The 13,999-nt window shown below is 65.8% G+C and carries 9 protein-coding genes and 1 riboswitch; of the genes, 6 read left to right on the top strand and 3 right to left on the bottom strand.

The window, feature by feature from the left end:
- Position 1 precedes the first annotated feature (1 nt).
- Positions 2-1,183 carry an aromatic ring-hydroxylating oxygenase subunit alpha gene (locus IAG41_RS10035; protein WP_187728458.1) on the top strand — a complete coding sequence of 394 codons (1,182 nt, stop codon included), beginning with the start codon at positions 2-4 and terminating at the stop codon, positions 1,181-1,183.
- A 135-nt stretch (positions 1,184-1,318) separates the two neighbouring features.
- Positions 1,319-2,941 carry a phytoene desaturase family protein gene (locus IAG41_RS10040; protein WP_187728459.1) on the top strand — a complete coding sequence of 541 codons (1,623 nt, stop codon included), beginning with the start codon at positions 1,319-1,321 and terminating at the stop codon, positions 2,939-2,941.
- Here IAG41_RS10040 and IAG41_RS10045 read toward each other — a convergent pair.
- A complete protein-coding gene (locus IAG41_RS10045; RefSeq protein WP_187728460.1) occupies positions 2,903-4,192 on the bottom strand; it encodes an APC family permease in 1,290 nt (429 codons plus the stop codon). The two genes, IAG41_RS10040 and IAG41_RS10045, sit on opposite strands and share 39 nt — an antisense overlap.
- A 75-nt stretch (positions 4,193-4,267) precedes the next feature.
- On the opposite strand from IAG41_RS10045, the gene IAG41_RS10050 reads away from it, so the two are divergent.
- The gene (locus IAG41_RS10050) at positions 4,268-5,851 is read left to right on the top strand and encodes a tetratricopeptide repeat-containing sulfotransferase family protein (RefSeq protein WP_187728461.1); all 1,584 of its coding nucleotides are present in this window, start codon (positions 4,268-4,270) and stop codon (positions 5,849-5,851) included.
- Positions 5,852-5,968: 117 nt separating this feature from the next.
- The gene (locus IAG41_RS10055) at positions 5,969-8,527 is read left to right on the top strand and encodes a TonB-dependent receptor (RefSeq protein WP_187728462.1); all 2,559 of its coding nucleotides are present in this window, start codon (positions 5,969-5,971) and stop codon (positions 8,525-8,527) included.
- Between the two features lie 124 nt (positions 8,528-8,651).
- On the opposite strand, the gene IAG41_RS10060 is transcribed toward IAG41_RS10055, so the two are convergent.
- On the bottom strand, positions 8,652-9,407 hold the full coding sequence (locus IAG41_RS10060) for a competence/damage-inducible protein A (protein ID WP_187728629.1): 756 nt from the start codon (positions 9,405-9,407) through the stop codon (positions 8,652-8,654).
- Positions 9,408-9,470: 63 nt separating this feature from the next.
- Between IAG41_RS10060 and map the strand changes: the two genes are divergently transcribed.
- Positions 9,471-10,295: a type I methionyl aminopeptidase gene (gene map, locus IAG41_RS10065; protein WP_187728463.1), complete on the top strand. Its 825-nt coding sequence runs from the start codon at positions 9,471-9,473 to the stop codon at positions 10,293-10,295.
- Positions 10,296-10,378: 83 nt separating this feature from the next.
- On the opposite strand, the gene IAG41_RS10070 is transcribed toward map, so the two are convergent.
- Positions 10,379-12,610, bottom strand: coding sequence for a putative bifunctional diguanylate cyclase/phosphodiesterase (locus IAG41_RS10070; RefSeq protein ID WP_187728464.1), 2,232 nt, complete (start codon positions 12,608-12,610; stop codon positions 10,379-10,381).
- Between the two features lie 156 nt (positions 12,611-12,766).
- Positions 12,767-12,878, top strand: a riboswitch (SAM-I-IV-variant riboswitch).
- A gap of 55 nt (positions 12,879-12,933) precedes the next feature.
- Here IAG41_RS10070 and IAG41_RS10075 point away from each other — a divergent pair.
- On the top strand, positions 12,934-13,995 hold the full coding sequence (locus tag IAG41_RS10075) for a threonine aldolase family protein (protein WP_187728465.1): 1,062 nt from the start codon (positions 12,934-12,936) through the stop codon (positions 13,993-13,995).
- Positions 13,996-13,999 lie beyond the last annotated feature (4 nt).

Consider the following 13,999-nt stretch of genomic DNA (forward strand, 5'->3'; position numbering starts at 1 on the left):
TATGGCACATCGGTTCGCGGGGGTCGCGGCGACTATCGATGCCGACGACAATGTCAGCCTGCCCGGCTGGCTCTACACCGATGCCGAGTTCCTCGATGCCGAGATCGAGCGGGTGCTGCGCCCGTCCTGGCAGATCGTCTGCCACGAGAGCGATATCGCCGCCCCGGGCGACTACCACACGCTCGATTATGTCGGCGAAAGCGTCATCGCGATCCGCGGCACCGACGGTCAGGTCCGCGCCTTCGCCAATGTCTGCCGCCACCGCGCGATGCGACTGGTCGAAGGACCCACGGGCTGCGCGAAGAAGCTGGTCTGCCCATATCACGCCTGGACCTACGAGGCCGACGGCCGGCTGAGCGGCGTGCCCTTCCGCGCCGATTATCCCGGGCTCGATCCGGCGCAGCATGGTCTCGCGCCCGTGGACGTCGAAATCTGGCGCGGCTTCGTCTTCGTCCGCCTCGTCGACAATGGAGGCCCCACGGTCGCCCAGATGATGGCGCCCTATGACGACGAGATCGCGCCCTATCGCTTCGAGGAGATGCGGACGATCAGTCCGGTCCGCACCCGCCGCCGCCCGGTTAACTGGAAGAATGTCGGCGACAATTATTCGGACGGGCTCCACATCCCCGTCGCGCATCCCGGCCTCACCCGGTTGTTCGGCAGGAGCTATGCGATCGAGGCGCAGCCCTGGGTCGATCGCATGTCGGGCGAGTTGACCGATCGCCCCGGCAATTTCTGGGAAGACGTCTACCGCAAGCATCTGCCGCGCGCGGCGCATCTGCCCGAGGCCAACCAGCGGCTCTGGCTCTACTACAAGCTCTGGCCCAACCAGGCGTTCGACCTCTACGCCGACCAGATCGACTTCATGCAGTGGCTGCCGGTCAGCCCCACCGAATGCGTGCTGCGCGAGATGGCCTTCGCCCTGCCCGACGATCGTCGTGAGATGAAGCTGGTCCGCTACGCCAACTGGCGGATCAACCGCATGGTCAACGCCGAGGACACCTGGCTGATCACCCGTGTCCAGCAGGGCATGGCCTCGCGCAGCTACACGATGGGCCCGCTCGGCGAGAGCGAGGTCTGCCTGCGCAGCTTCGCCCGGAAGATCCGCGCGCTGATCCCGGAGGCGCGGTTGCCGACGCCGCCGGCGCCGGGATGGTCGCGGCGGCCGCGGGCGGTGGACTAGACTTCTCCCCCTCCCGCTTGCGGGAGGGGGCCGGGGGGGGGGCGCCCGCCCTCCGCGAGCGATCCGGGGTTGGATAGCGGGCGCCCTCCCCCAACCCCTCCCGCAAGCGGGAGGGGAGCGAAAGAAAAGCGAAACGTGACCAAATCCTACGACGCGCTCATCATCGGCGGCGGCCATAACGGCCTGGTCTGCGCCTTTTATCTCGCCCGCACCGGGCTGAAGGTCCGCGTACTCGAGCGCCGCCACATCGTCGGCGGCGCAGCGGTGACCGAGGAATTCCATCCCGGCTTCCGCAACTCGACCGCGAGCTACACGGTCAGCCTCCTCCGCCCCAAGGTGATCGCCGACATGCGGCTGCACGAACGCGGCTGGCGGATCATCGAGCGGACGATCAGCAACTTCTTTCCGCACGAAGGCGGCTATCTGAAGCTCGGCGGCGGCCAGGCGCGCACCCGGGCCGAGTTCGCGCGCTTCTCGCAGAAGGACGCCGAAACCTTCCCGAAATACGAGGAAGCGCTGGAGCGCGTCGCAGAAGTGCTGCGCGACATGGCACTCAAGACCCCGCCCAATGCCGGCGGCGGCATCCGCGCCTTGCTGGCCGCGGCATCGCAGGGGCGGCGCCTGGCGAAGATGGATATCGAGGCCCAGCGCGACGTGATGGACCTGTTCGTCAAGTCCGCCCGCAGCTTCCTCGATAGCTGGTACGAGAACGAATATATCCAGGCCGCGTTCGGCTTCGACGCCGTCGTCGGCAACTATGCCAGCCCCGATACGCCGGGCAGCGCCTATGTGCTGCTCCACCACGTCTTCGGCGAGATCAACGGCAAGAAGGGCATGTGGGGCCATAGCGTCGGCGGGATGGGCGCGATCACCCAATACATGGCCGAGGCGTGCGTCGAGGCCGGGGTCGAGATCAGCCTCGAGGCGCCGGTCGCGAAAGTGCTGGTCGATGGCAACAAGGTCACCGGCGTCCGACTGGAGAGCGGCGAGGAGATCGCTGCCAGCGTGGTCGCCGCCAATGTTGGCCCGGCTTTGCTCTATCGCCAGCTGGTCGAGCGCAGCGACATGACGCCCGAATTCGCTCGCCGCATGGACAATTACAAGGCCGGTTCGGGCACCTTCCGGATGAATGTGGCGCTCTCCGAGCTGCCCGACTTCACCGTGCTGCCCGGCAAGGAGAAGGCCGAGCATCACACCGCCGGCATCATCATCTCGCCGACGCTCGACTACATGGATAAGGCCTTCACCGACGCCAAGGCGTTCGGCTGGTCGAAGGAGCCGATCGTCGAGATGAAGCTGCCCACCTCGGTGGACGACAGCCTCGCCCCGCCGGGGATGCACATCGCCTCGCTCTTCTGCCAGCAATTCGCGCCCGTGCTCCCGGCCGGACGCAGCTGGGACGATGAGCGCGAAGCCGCGGCGGACCTGATCGTCGATACGGTCACGAAGCACGCGCCCAATTTCAAGGGATCGATCATCGCCCGCCAGATCCACTCGCCGCTCGATCTTGAGCGCAAGTTCGGCCTGATCGGCGGCGACATCATGCACGGCCACATGACGCTCGATCAGCTCTGGGCCGCGCGCCCGGTCCTGGGCCATGGCGATTATCGCGCGCCGATCCAGGGCCTCTACATGTGCGGATCGGGCACCCATCCCGGCGGCGGCGTCACCGGCGCGCCCGGCCACAATGCTGCGCACGAAATCCTCAAGGATCGGAGCCTATTCGGCCGGTTGTTCGGCCGCAGCGTTCCCGCGTAGCGTAAGGTAATAAAGCGGCACCGCGGTCAGCATCAGGATCAGGCTGAGCCCGCCCGCCTCCCAGCCCGATCCCCACATCGCCCAGAACGCGAAGACCAGCCCGACCGCCGCCACCGGCTGCAGCAGGCGCAGCCGGAGCGCCGAGAGGCACGCGCCGATATAGAGCCACAAGGTCGCCGCTGTGGTCAGCCGCAGCATGAAGTCGAGCAGCCCCGCGGTCGAGCGGCTGGCATTGCTCAGCACCAGGATCGAGGCCAGCCCGCTCGACAGGATCAGTGCCCCGACCGGCACGTCGCGGCGGTTGGTCACGCCGATCCAGCGCGGCAGCACGCCCGCGCGCGACATGCCGAGCGGCAGTTCGCCCTGCACCAGCACCCAGCCGTTGAGACAGCCCACCGCCGCGACCACCGTCAGCGCGGCGACCCCCAACCCCGCCGCGCGGCCCCAGAAGGTCTCGACGAACAGGGCCATCGGCGCGGTCGCATTGGCGACGGTCGCCTCGGGCAGCGCGAAGACGATGCCCGAGCACACCACGACATAGAGCCCGCCGGTCAGCACCAGCCCGACCATCGTCGCACGGACGACATTGCGCGCCGGATCGCGCACCCGCGCCGCGGCGACACTCGCGCATTCGAACCCGACCACCGCGTAGAAGGCCAGGGTCAGCGCCGGCGTGAGCTGGCCCCATTGGAACGGCGCATGTGGTGCGCTGCGGAACTGCCCACCCCCGGCCAGCGCCAGCCCTGCGACGATGATGACGACCGCGACCAGCGGCAGCAGCTTGAGCGCGGTGGTGGCCACCTGGAACCGCCCGGAGGTCTTTGCCCCCTGCAGGTTGAGCAGGGTCATCAGCCAGATCAGCGCCGTTGCCGACAAGGCGAGCGCCAGCGGCGTCGCCGCGAGCACTGGAAAAAAGGCGGCGAGATAGCGGATCGCGGTCAGCGAGATCACCGCATTGGCGGACCAGATGCCGACCCAATAGGCCCAACCGATCAGCACGCCAGCCAACGGCCCCAGCGCCCGGGCGCAGATCGCCACCGCGCCGGTTTCCTCAGGCATCGCCGCCGCGAGCCGGCTCAGCACCAATGCGATCAGCAGCGCCCCGCCAACGCCGACGAACCAGGCGACCAGCCCGGTCCAGCCATAGGGCGCAAGCTGCGCGGGAAGCACGAAGATGCCGGAGCCGACCATGCCGCCGACGACGAGCGCCGCCGCGGTCCAGAAGCCGAAGGGCCGTTCCGTCGCCGCCATATGCGCTTCCCCCCAAGGTCGGACGCGAAGTGAACCATATTTGCCCGGCGGCGCATAGGTCTTACACAGGAGGCAATGTCGCTCTCCACTTCCCGCTATCATCCCCGCCTCGTCGAAGCCGCGCTGGCGCTGCACGACAATCGCCTGTCCGAGGCCGAACCGCTGCTCAAGCAGCATCTCAAAGCCGATCCCTTCGATGTCGCGGCGATCCGCATGCTCGCCGAGCTGGCGGGCCGGATCGGTCGCTATCGGGACGCGGAATCGCTGCTGCGCCGCGCGATCGAGCTGGCGCCCGGCTTTACCGCCGCCCGCGCCAATCTGGCGCTCGTCCTCTATCGCCTCAACCGACCGACCGACGCGCTTGCCGAGCTCGACCAGGTGCTGGGCGAGGATCCCGACAATATCGGCCACGCCAATCTGAAGGCTGCGGCGCTCGGCCGGCTCGGCGGCTTCGACGAGGCGATCGCGCTCTACGAATCGATCCTCGCCGCCGCGCCCAACCAGCCGCGCGTCTGGATGAGCTTCGGCCATATGCTCAAGACCGTCGGCCGCCAGGCCGAAGGCGTCGCCGCCTATCGCCGCGCGCTGGCGCAGACGCCGAGCCTCGGCGAAGCCTGGTGGAGCCTCGCCAACCTCAAGACCGTCCGCTTCGACGATGGCGACATCGCAGCGATGGAAGCCGCGCTCGAGCAATCGGACCTGTCGGACGAGGACCGCTTCCACCTCGATTTCGCGCTGGGCAAGGCGTTCGAGGACCGCCGCGATCCCCCGCGCGCCTTCGCGCATTACGAGGCCGGCAACGCGCTGCGCCGGACCCAGCTCAAATATGACGCCGACGAGACCCAAGCGTTCGTCGATGCCAGCATCGCGCTCTACACGAGTGAGTTCCTCGATGCCCGTGCCGGCCAGGGATGCGACTCCCCTGCCCCGATCTTCATCCTCGGCATGCCCCGCGCCGGCTCCACCCTGATCGAGCAGATCCTAGCCAGCCATAGCCAGGTGGAAGGCACGACCGAGCTTCCCGATATCCCGGCGCTCGCACGCAAGGTCGCCGATTATCCCTCGGGCGCAGCGGCGCTGTCGGCCGCGCAGCTCGTCGAGATGGGCGAGGCCTTTCTCAAGCGCGCCGCCGTGCAGCGCCACACCGACCGCCCCTATTTCATCGACAAATTGCCCAACAACTGGGCGCATCTGCCGCTGATCCACCTGATCCTGCCGAACGCGAAGATCATCGACGCGCGCCGCCACCCGCTCGGGTGCTGCTTCTCCAACTTCAAGCAGCATTTCGCCCGCGGCCAGGCGTTCAGCTATTCGCTCGACGATATGGGCCGCTACTATCGCGACTATGTGCGGCTGATGGCGCATGTCGATGCGGTCCGGCCCGGTCTGGTCCACCGCGTCCTTTACGAGGCGATGGTCGACGATACCGAGGCGCAGGTCCGCGCCCTGCTCGCCTATTGCGGCCTCGATTTCGAGCCCGCCTGCCTCGAATTCCACAAGACCGATCGCGCGGTGCGCACCGCCAGTTCGGAGCAGGTCCGCCAGCCGATCTTCCGCGAGGGCACCGAAAGCTGGCAGCCGTTCGAGCCTTGGCTTGACCCGCTCAAGGCAGCGCTCGGCGACGTCCTCACGCTTTACCCTACGACACCCGTCGACTGACAGTTGCAAATCTGTCACGGCACAGAAACAAATCATATACTTCGCGCTCGCAGCATTGACGACACCCCGCCCCTGCAAACAGTCTCCGGTAAGTCGCCTCCTGCCGGAGAATATCGAATGGTTTCGATCCCGCGCCGCCTGACTATCGCAGCTCTGCTGACTTCCACCGCTTTCGCGATGCCTGCGTTCGCGCAGGAAACCGAAACGGTCGTCTCCGACACCGACATCGTTGTTACCGCGCAGAAGCGCGAGGAAAGCCTGCAGAACGTTCCGATCAGCATCCAGGCACTGGGCACCCGCAAGCTCGACCAGCTGAACATTTCCAATTTCGTGGAATATTCGCAGCTCCTGCCGTCGCTGTCGTTCCAGACGAGCCAGCCGGGCTCCACCACGGTCTATATGCGCGGTGTCGCCTCAGGTGGCGACGGCAACCATTCGGGATCGCTCCCTTCCGTCGGCGTCTATCTCGACGAACAGCCGATCACCACAATCGGCGGCACCCTCGACGTACACATCTACGACATCGCACGTATCGAGAGCCTCGCTGGGCCGCAGGGCACGCTCTACGGCGCTTCCAGCCAGGCGGGCACGATCCGCATCATCACCAACAAGCCCGAGACGAGCAGCTTCTACGGCCGCGTCGATGCCGAGGGTAATCTGGTCAACAAGGGCGGGTTCGGCGGCAAGGTCGAGGGCATGCTCAACGTGCCACTCTCGTCCTGGGCGGCGCTGCGCATGTCAGGCTTCTATCAGCACGATTCCGGCTATATCGACAATGTGCCGGGCACCCGCAGCTTTATCGGCGGGATCAGCGTCAACAACAACGCGTTCGTGAAGGACGATTATAACGACGTCGATACCTGGGGCGGCCGTGCGGCGCTCAAGGTTGATCTCGACGATAATTGGATCGTGACGCCGACGGTCCTCTACCAGGAATCGCGCACCAACGGCACGTTCGGCGGCGACGCCCAGGTCGGCGATCTCAAGGTGCAGCATTTCTTCCCCGATTGGCGCAAGGACCGCTTCATCCAGGCGGCGCTGACGATCGAGGGCAGGATCGGCAATTGGGACGTGACCTATGCCGGTGCCTATCTGGACCGGAAGGACTCATCGTCCAGCGACTATACCGATTATTCCGAGGCCTATGACTCGCTCTATTCGTCGGTCGGCGGCCTGGCAGGCTATTTCTATTATCAGGACGCCGCGGGCAACACGATCGATCCGCGCCAGCAGGTGCTGGGATCGGATCACTTCAAGAAGCTCAGCCAGGAATTGCGCGTCGCCTCGCCGCAGGATTCACCCTTCCGCGTCGTCGCCGGCCTGTTCTACCAGCGCCAGAGCAACGCGATCCATCAGGACTATCGGATCGCCAATCTCAGCCCGAACCTGTCGGTCAACGGCTTCCCGGGCACGCTGTGGCTCACCCAGCAGCACCGCGTCGACAAGGACTATGCCGCGTTCGGCGAGGCGAGCTTCGATATCCTGCCCACGCTGACGATCACCGGCGGCGGCCGCGTCTACAAATACGACAACTCGCTGATCGGCTTTTTCGGCTTCGGCCGCGATCCCGCTTATTATCAGGGTGCCGCGGGCAATCCCCCGCCCAATGCCGCAGGCAGCACGCGGACGGGCGTGGCCGGGTGCTACACCACCCAGGGCATGACCTTGCGCGATGCGCAGCTTGCCGGCGCCCCTACCACCTTGCTCCCGGCAGCGGTCTCCGGCAGCCCCTGCACCAACCTCGCCGATTTCGAGAATGGCAAGCTGGTGCCAAAGTCGACCGAGGGCGACGGCTTCCTCCACCGGGTGAACCTCACCTGGAAGCCGATCAAGGACGTGCTGCTCTACGCGACTTGGTCGCGCGGCTACCGTCCCGGCGGCATCAATAGGCGCGCGACCATCGCACCCTATGCCGCCGATTTCCTGACCAATTACGAGGTCGGCTGGAAGACCACGCTGGCCGACGGCATGCTGCGCTTCAATGGCTCGATCTATCAGCAGGAATGGAAGAAGTTCCAGTTCTCCTTCCTCGGCCAGAACAGCTTCACCGAGATCCATAACGGCCCCAATGCGCGCATTCGCGGTGTCGAGGCCGACGTGAACTTCGTCTCGGGCGGGCTGACGCTGACCGCGGCGGGTTCCTATACCGATGCCAAGACGCGGCAGAATCTGTGCGGCTATGACGACGCCACCTATAGCTGCACCAATCCCGGCCCGGACGGCGCGATCAACTATATCTCGGCGCCCATAGGCACCCGGCTACCCGTCACGCCGCGCTTCAAGATCAATGGCACGGCGCGCTACCAGGTGCCGATCGGCTCGGCCAAGGCCTATATCCAGGGGATAATCGCACACCAGAGCTCGGCCGCGTCGGACGTGCGGACCAAGGTGTTCATCCTGCCGCTGCACGATCCGACCGATCCGGCGACCGCTGCCGATCCGACCAGCTATTACAATGCGGCGCAGGCACTCGGGCGGCTTCCCGCCTACACCACCGGCGACCTGGCGATCGGCGCCGAGTTCACCAGCTTCACGCTGGAAGCGTTCGTGCAGAATATATGGGACGAGCGCGGCCAGATCTCGCGCTTCCAGGAATGCGGGAGCTGTGGCCAGCGGCCCTATGCCGTCTATATCCGCCCCCGCACGATCGGCATCCGCGCCGGGACCAAGTTCTAAGGCGAAACCCAAACAAACCCGTCACCCCGGCGAAAGCCGGGGCCCAGAGTCACAAGCATGGACTATTTGGCTCTGGATCCCGGCTTTCGGGATGACGGAATAGTTGTGCTCAGCCCGCTGACGATCAGATTCCGCCCTCAACCGTCTCCAGGCCCCTGGCCTTGAGCCCGGCGATCAGCGCCTCGACGCACGCGTCGACGAGCGCCTGATCCGTCGCGCGCACGACGAAGTTCGCGCCCGTTTTTCCATCGCGGAAGAAGGGATAGCTGCCGATCGACACCCCCTCGTGCGCGTGCTCTGTCTCGCGCAGGAACTCGGCGATCTCGCTCTCCGCCACCCAGCTCCCCACCGTGCGCGAAACCACCGGCAACCCGCCCTCCAGCGTTCCCGTCAGCGCATCGAGCATGCCCGCGGTGATGTGCGGCACGCCCGCCAGGATGAAGAGGTTGCCCACCCGGATGCCCGGCGCGCCGGACATGCGGTTGGGGATCAGATCGGCGCCCTCGGGCACCCGCGCCATCCGCAGCCGCGCATCGGTCAGCCCGCCCTTCGTCTGGTAATAGCGTTCGAGCACCGCGCGGGCGTGCGGGTGCACCACCACGCCCACGCCCAGCGCCGCCGCGATCGCATCGACGGTGATGTCGTCATGCGTCGGCCCGATCCCGCCGGTGGTGAAGCAATAATCGTTGCGGGCCCTGAGCGCATTGACCGCCTCGACGATCGCCGCCTGCACATCGGGCACCACGCGCACCTCGGCGAGTCGGATTCCCTGCACGTTGAGCCAGCTCGCGATCTGCGCGATATTCTTGTCCTGGGTCCGGCCCGAGAGGATCTCGTCGCCGATCACCACCAATGCCGCGGTCCAGATGCGCTCGCCCATGTCGGTCGCATAGCTCAGCCGGAAGGTCTCGCAAAGCGGCGCGCGCCCGCCTATATTCTCGAAATGACCGAATATGTGACCGTCACCGCCGACATGCCGCAGGCGCGCAGCCACGCGATCAAGCTCCACGGGCCCGAGGGCTTCGAGGGGATGCGCAAGGCCGGCCGACTCGCCGCCGAGATCCTCGACGCGCTCGTCCCCCATGTTGTGCCCGGCGTCACCACCGAGGAGCTGGACGATATCGTCCGCAACATGTCGGTCGCGGGTGGCGGCGTCCCCGCCACGCTCGGCTATCGCGGCTACACGCACAGCTGCTGCATCTCGATCAACCATGTCGTCTGCCACGGCATCCCGAGCGACCGCACCCTCAAGGACGGCGATATCGTCAATATCGACGTCACCCCGATGCTGGACGGCTGGCACGGCGATACCAGCCGCATGTTCCTGGTCGGCGACGTGCCGATCAAGGCGCGCCGCCTGGTCGACGTCACCTATGAATGCCTGATGCTCGGCATTGAGCAGGCCAAGCCGGGCAATCATCTGGGCGACATCAGCAACGCGATCCAGCGCCATGCCGAGCGGCACCGCTACGGCGTCGTCCGCGATTTCTGCGGCCATGGCCTGGGCCAGGTCTTCCACGATGCGCCCGAGGTCGTCCATGTCGGCCGCCCCGGCACCGGCCCGGAGCTGCGTCCCGGCATGTTCTTCACGATCGAGCCGATGATCAATATCGGTCGCCCCGACGTGAAGCTGCTGGAGGATGGCTGGACGGCGGTCACGCGCGACCGCTCGCTCTCGGCTCAGTTCGAGCATTCGATCGGGATTACCGAGGACGGCTGCGAGATCTTCACCAAGAGCCCCAAGGGGCTGGACCGCCCGCCTTATTGAGTGCGGGCGGCCGCGGCGCCATGATCTGCTGCCGGAATCTGCTGAAAGACCGGACTAGCCGATAGCGGTGTGGGTCCGCCCGGTCAGGCGACCCGCCGTCCGTCGATGGCGGCTTTCCACTCGGTCAGCGTATGGAAGGCCGGCAGGCTGAGCTGTCCGTCAAGCGTCTTCACGACCAGATTGTTGTTCGGCGCGAAAAGCTCGGCCGACAGTCCTTCGGAAGCCAGCATCAGCGGAGACACGCGATGCCTGGTGCACAGGCCGCCATTGCCGTCGTCCACCAGGCGCTGCTCGAATTCCACGCCTTGCTGATGGTTCGAGGCGCGGCGGACGGTGGCGACAGCCAACTGGCCGTCGCCGAGATCGACCACGAATTGCGTACCTTCCGGCACGTCGACAATGCCATCGATCAGCGCGCCGGAGGCGGAGAGATTCCGCAGCACGGCGGCATAGTAATGATTGTCGTGGATCACGCCGACCTTGCGGAACGTGGCGTGCCGGTGGTGGCGCTGCTTTGCCGGACCGCTGGGCTTGATGACCCAACGGCCGTCCTCGACATAGTTTTTGAGCTCCTCGGCGGATACGGCGCGGCTGTACAGGAAGCCCTGCACGTGGCTCACCTTCAAGGCGCGCATGGTCTCCAGCTGATCGAAGGATTCGATGCCCTCGGCGGTCGTTTCCATCCCCAGGGCGCCGGCCAGCGCAACGATGGCGGCGATGATCGCCTGATTTCGCGCGCCCTCCTCGGTCGAGTTGCGCACAAAGCTCTGATCGATCTTGATCTTGTCGAATGGCGCCGTCCTGAGATACCCCAGCGAGGAGTACCCCGTTCCGAAATCGTCGAGCGCCAGCCGTACGCCGAGCGCCTTGAGGACCTCGAATCTCTTTTCCGTTTCGAGCGTGTCGCCCAGGAACACGCTCTCGGTGATTTCCAATTCCAACCGGTCGGGCGGCAGGTTGGAGTTGGCGAGCGCGCTGAGCACGATCTGCGGAAGGCTGTCGCTGGCAAACTGGATCGGCGAGACGTTCACCGCGACACGCAATTCGCCCGGCCAGCTTGCCGCATCCATGCAAGCTTTCCTGAGCGCCCACTCGCCCAGTTGCGGAATGAGATTGGCTTCCTCGGCGATCGGGATGAAGATGGAGGGCGAAATCCGTCCGCGCTTGGGGTGATTCCAGCGCATCAGCGCTTCGAACCCGCTCACCTCATTAGTGAGCGCGTTGACGACCGGCTGGTAGTGGACGGCAATCTCGCCATTGCCGAGCGCGTCCATCAGGTCGTGTTCGAGGACACGGCGCTCTTCCGCCGATCTCAGCAATTCCGTGGAGAAGAAGCGGAATCGTCCCCGGCCGCCGCTCTTCGCGGCATAAAGCGCCAGGTCGGCGTTGCGGATGAGCTCTTCGCTGGTCTCGCCATCGAACGGGTTGACGGCGATTCCGACCGAGGCCCCGATGATGCAACGGCTGCCGTTTATCGAATAGGGATGCGACAGCGATTCGATGATCGCATTGGCCATGTCGCCCAGCGCGCCGCGATCATGCGTATCCTGAAGGACGATCTGGAACTCGTCGCCGCCGATGCGGCCGATCTTCTCGGCATCGCCGACGATCCTCACCAATCGTTCCGCGACCTGCTTGAGCAGCACATCGCCAACCGGGTGGCCCATCGTATCGTTGATCTGCTTGAATCGGTCCAGGTCGATCAGCAGCACCGCGCACGGGCGCCGCTGCACCCGGAATGCGACGATCGTCCTTTCCAGCAGGCTGGTCACGCAACGCCGGTTGGGAAGTCCCGTCAGCGGGTCGTACATCGCCAGCCGCGTGTTTTCCTCAACTGATTGCTGTTCGACCGTCACGTCGGTTCCATGGCCGAGATAGCCGCAGAAATTCCCGGTGCGATCCAGCTGCGGCTGACCGGACAGCTCCCAGCAGCGCTCAATGCCGTTGATATCGATCCGCACCTGGGTCGTTTCGAAACGTGCATGGCGAATGAGCTGAAAGGGCAATGTGCGCCGTCGCTCCGCATCCGAGTTCGCGGGTTTGAACAGGGAGACGAGCTCACGTCCCAGGATGTCGTTGGCCCCTCCGGTCAGCAGCGCGCCGATCGAATCGGTCATGTAGGTGATGCATCCGTCCGCATCCGTTGCCCAGAACCAGCCGAGCTTCATTTCCTCGTAATTGCGAAGGAGGCTCGAATGCGCATCCTTCACGGCTGCTGCATGCGCGTCTCCGTTTCGCGCGAACGGCCAGATGCGGGTATTGCTGCCGGAATTGGCTACAGCGGCGTTCTTCGCGGTCGGGGAGTCTCCACTCATGACCCAAATTCTCCGGCGCCGGCATTCTGCCAACCCGCTATGTTACCGCGCCGGTCCTTTAGGTTTGGTGAAGCGCCGTTCGGCGGTCCTTCGCGCTACGCGCGCGACCCGCACATACCACCCCTTGCCCTCGCTGCCCGCCCGCATTATTCCGCGCCGCAGCATCAAGAGTCGGGCCGACGCCCGGCACCAACCTGCCTTCCCGGCAAGGTGGTGTCTCCGCTTCCAGCGGAGGGATGTGGCCGATCCGGCAACCAACGGGATGAAGCCACGCGTCGATCTGGTTCCTGGTGCCAACACCAGTGAGAAGGCCAGTGTGCGTGATGACCGAAGTTCAGCAGTTCGCCAGCGACAATTATGCCGGGGTCTGTCCCGAAGCCTGGGCGGCCATGGAAGACGCCAATCGCGGCCATGCCCCCGCTTATGGCGACGATGACTGGACACAGCGCGCGTCGGACGCCTTCCGCACCTTGTTCGAAACCGATTGCGAGGTCTTCTTTGCCTTCAACGGCACCGCGGCCAATTCGCTCGCACTCGCCTCGCTCTGCCAATCCTATCACAGCGTGATCTGCTCGGCCTCCGCCCATGTCGAGACCGACGAGTGCGGCGCGCCCGAATTCTTCTCCAACGGCTCCAAGCTGCTCGTCGCGCCCTCCACCGACGGCAAGCTGACGCCCGAGGCAGTGCGCACCGTCGCCACCAGCCGCTCGGACATCCATTTCCCCAAGCCGCGCGTGGTGACGATCACCCAGCCGACCGAGACCGGCCAGGTCTATAGCGTCGCCGAGATCCGGGCGCTCTCGGCGGTTTGCCGCGAGCTCGGGCTCAAGCTCCATATGGACGGGGCGCGCTTCGCCCATGCCTGTGCCAGCCTCGGCGCCAGCCCGGCCGAGCTGACCTGGCAGTCGGGCGTCGACGTGCTCTGCTTCGGTGGCACCAAGAACGGCATGGCGGTCGGCGAGGCGGTGCTCTTCTTCGATGCGACGCTCGCCCAGGACTTCGACTATCGCTGCAAGCAGGCCGGCCAGCTCGCCTCGAAGATGCGCTTCCTCTCGGCGCCCTGGGTCGGGATGCTGGAGAGCGGCGCATGGCTGCGCAACGCCCAGCACGCCAATCACTGCGCCTTGCGGCTGGCGGCGCAGATCGTCGACCTGCCCGACATCGCGCCGATGTTCCCGGTCGAGGCGAATGGCGTCTTCGTCCGCGCGCCCGAGCCGGTGCTCCAGAGCCTGCGCGAGCGTGGCTGGCGCTTCTACACCTTCATCGGCGGCGGTGCCCGCTTCATGTTCGCGTGGGACGCCGATCCTGCGCGGGTGGACCAGCTGGCGGCCGATATCCGCAGCGCGAGCGCGGAGATCGGCGCCATCCGGTCGCAAGCCGCCTAGCCGC

This window comes from Sphingomonas sp. JC676 (assembly GCF_014489075.1).
GTDB lineage: Bacteria > Pseudomonadota > Alphaproteobacteria > Sphingomonadales > Sphingomonadaceae > Sphingomonas.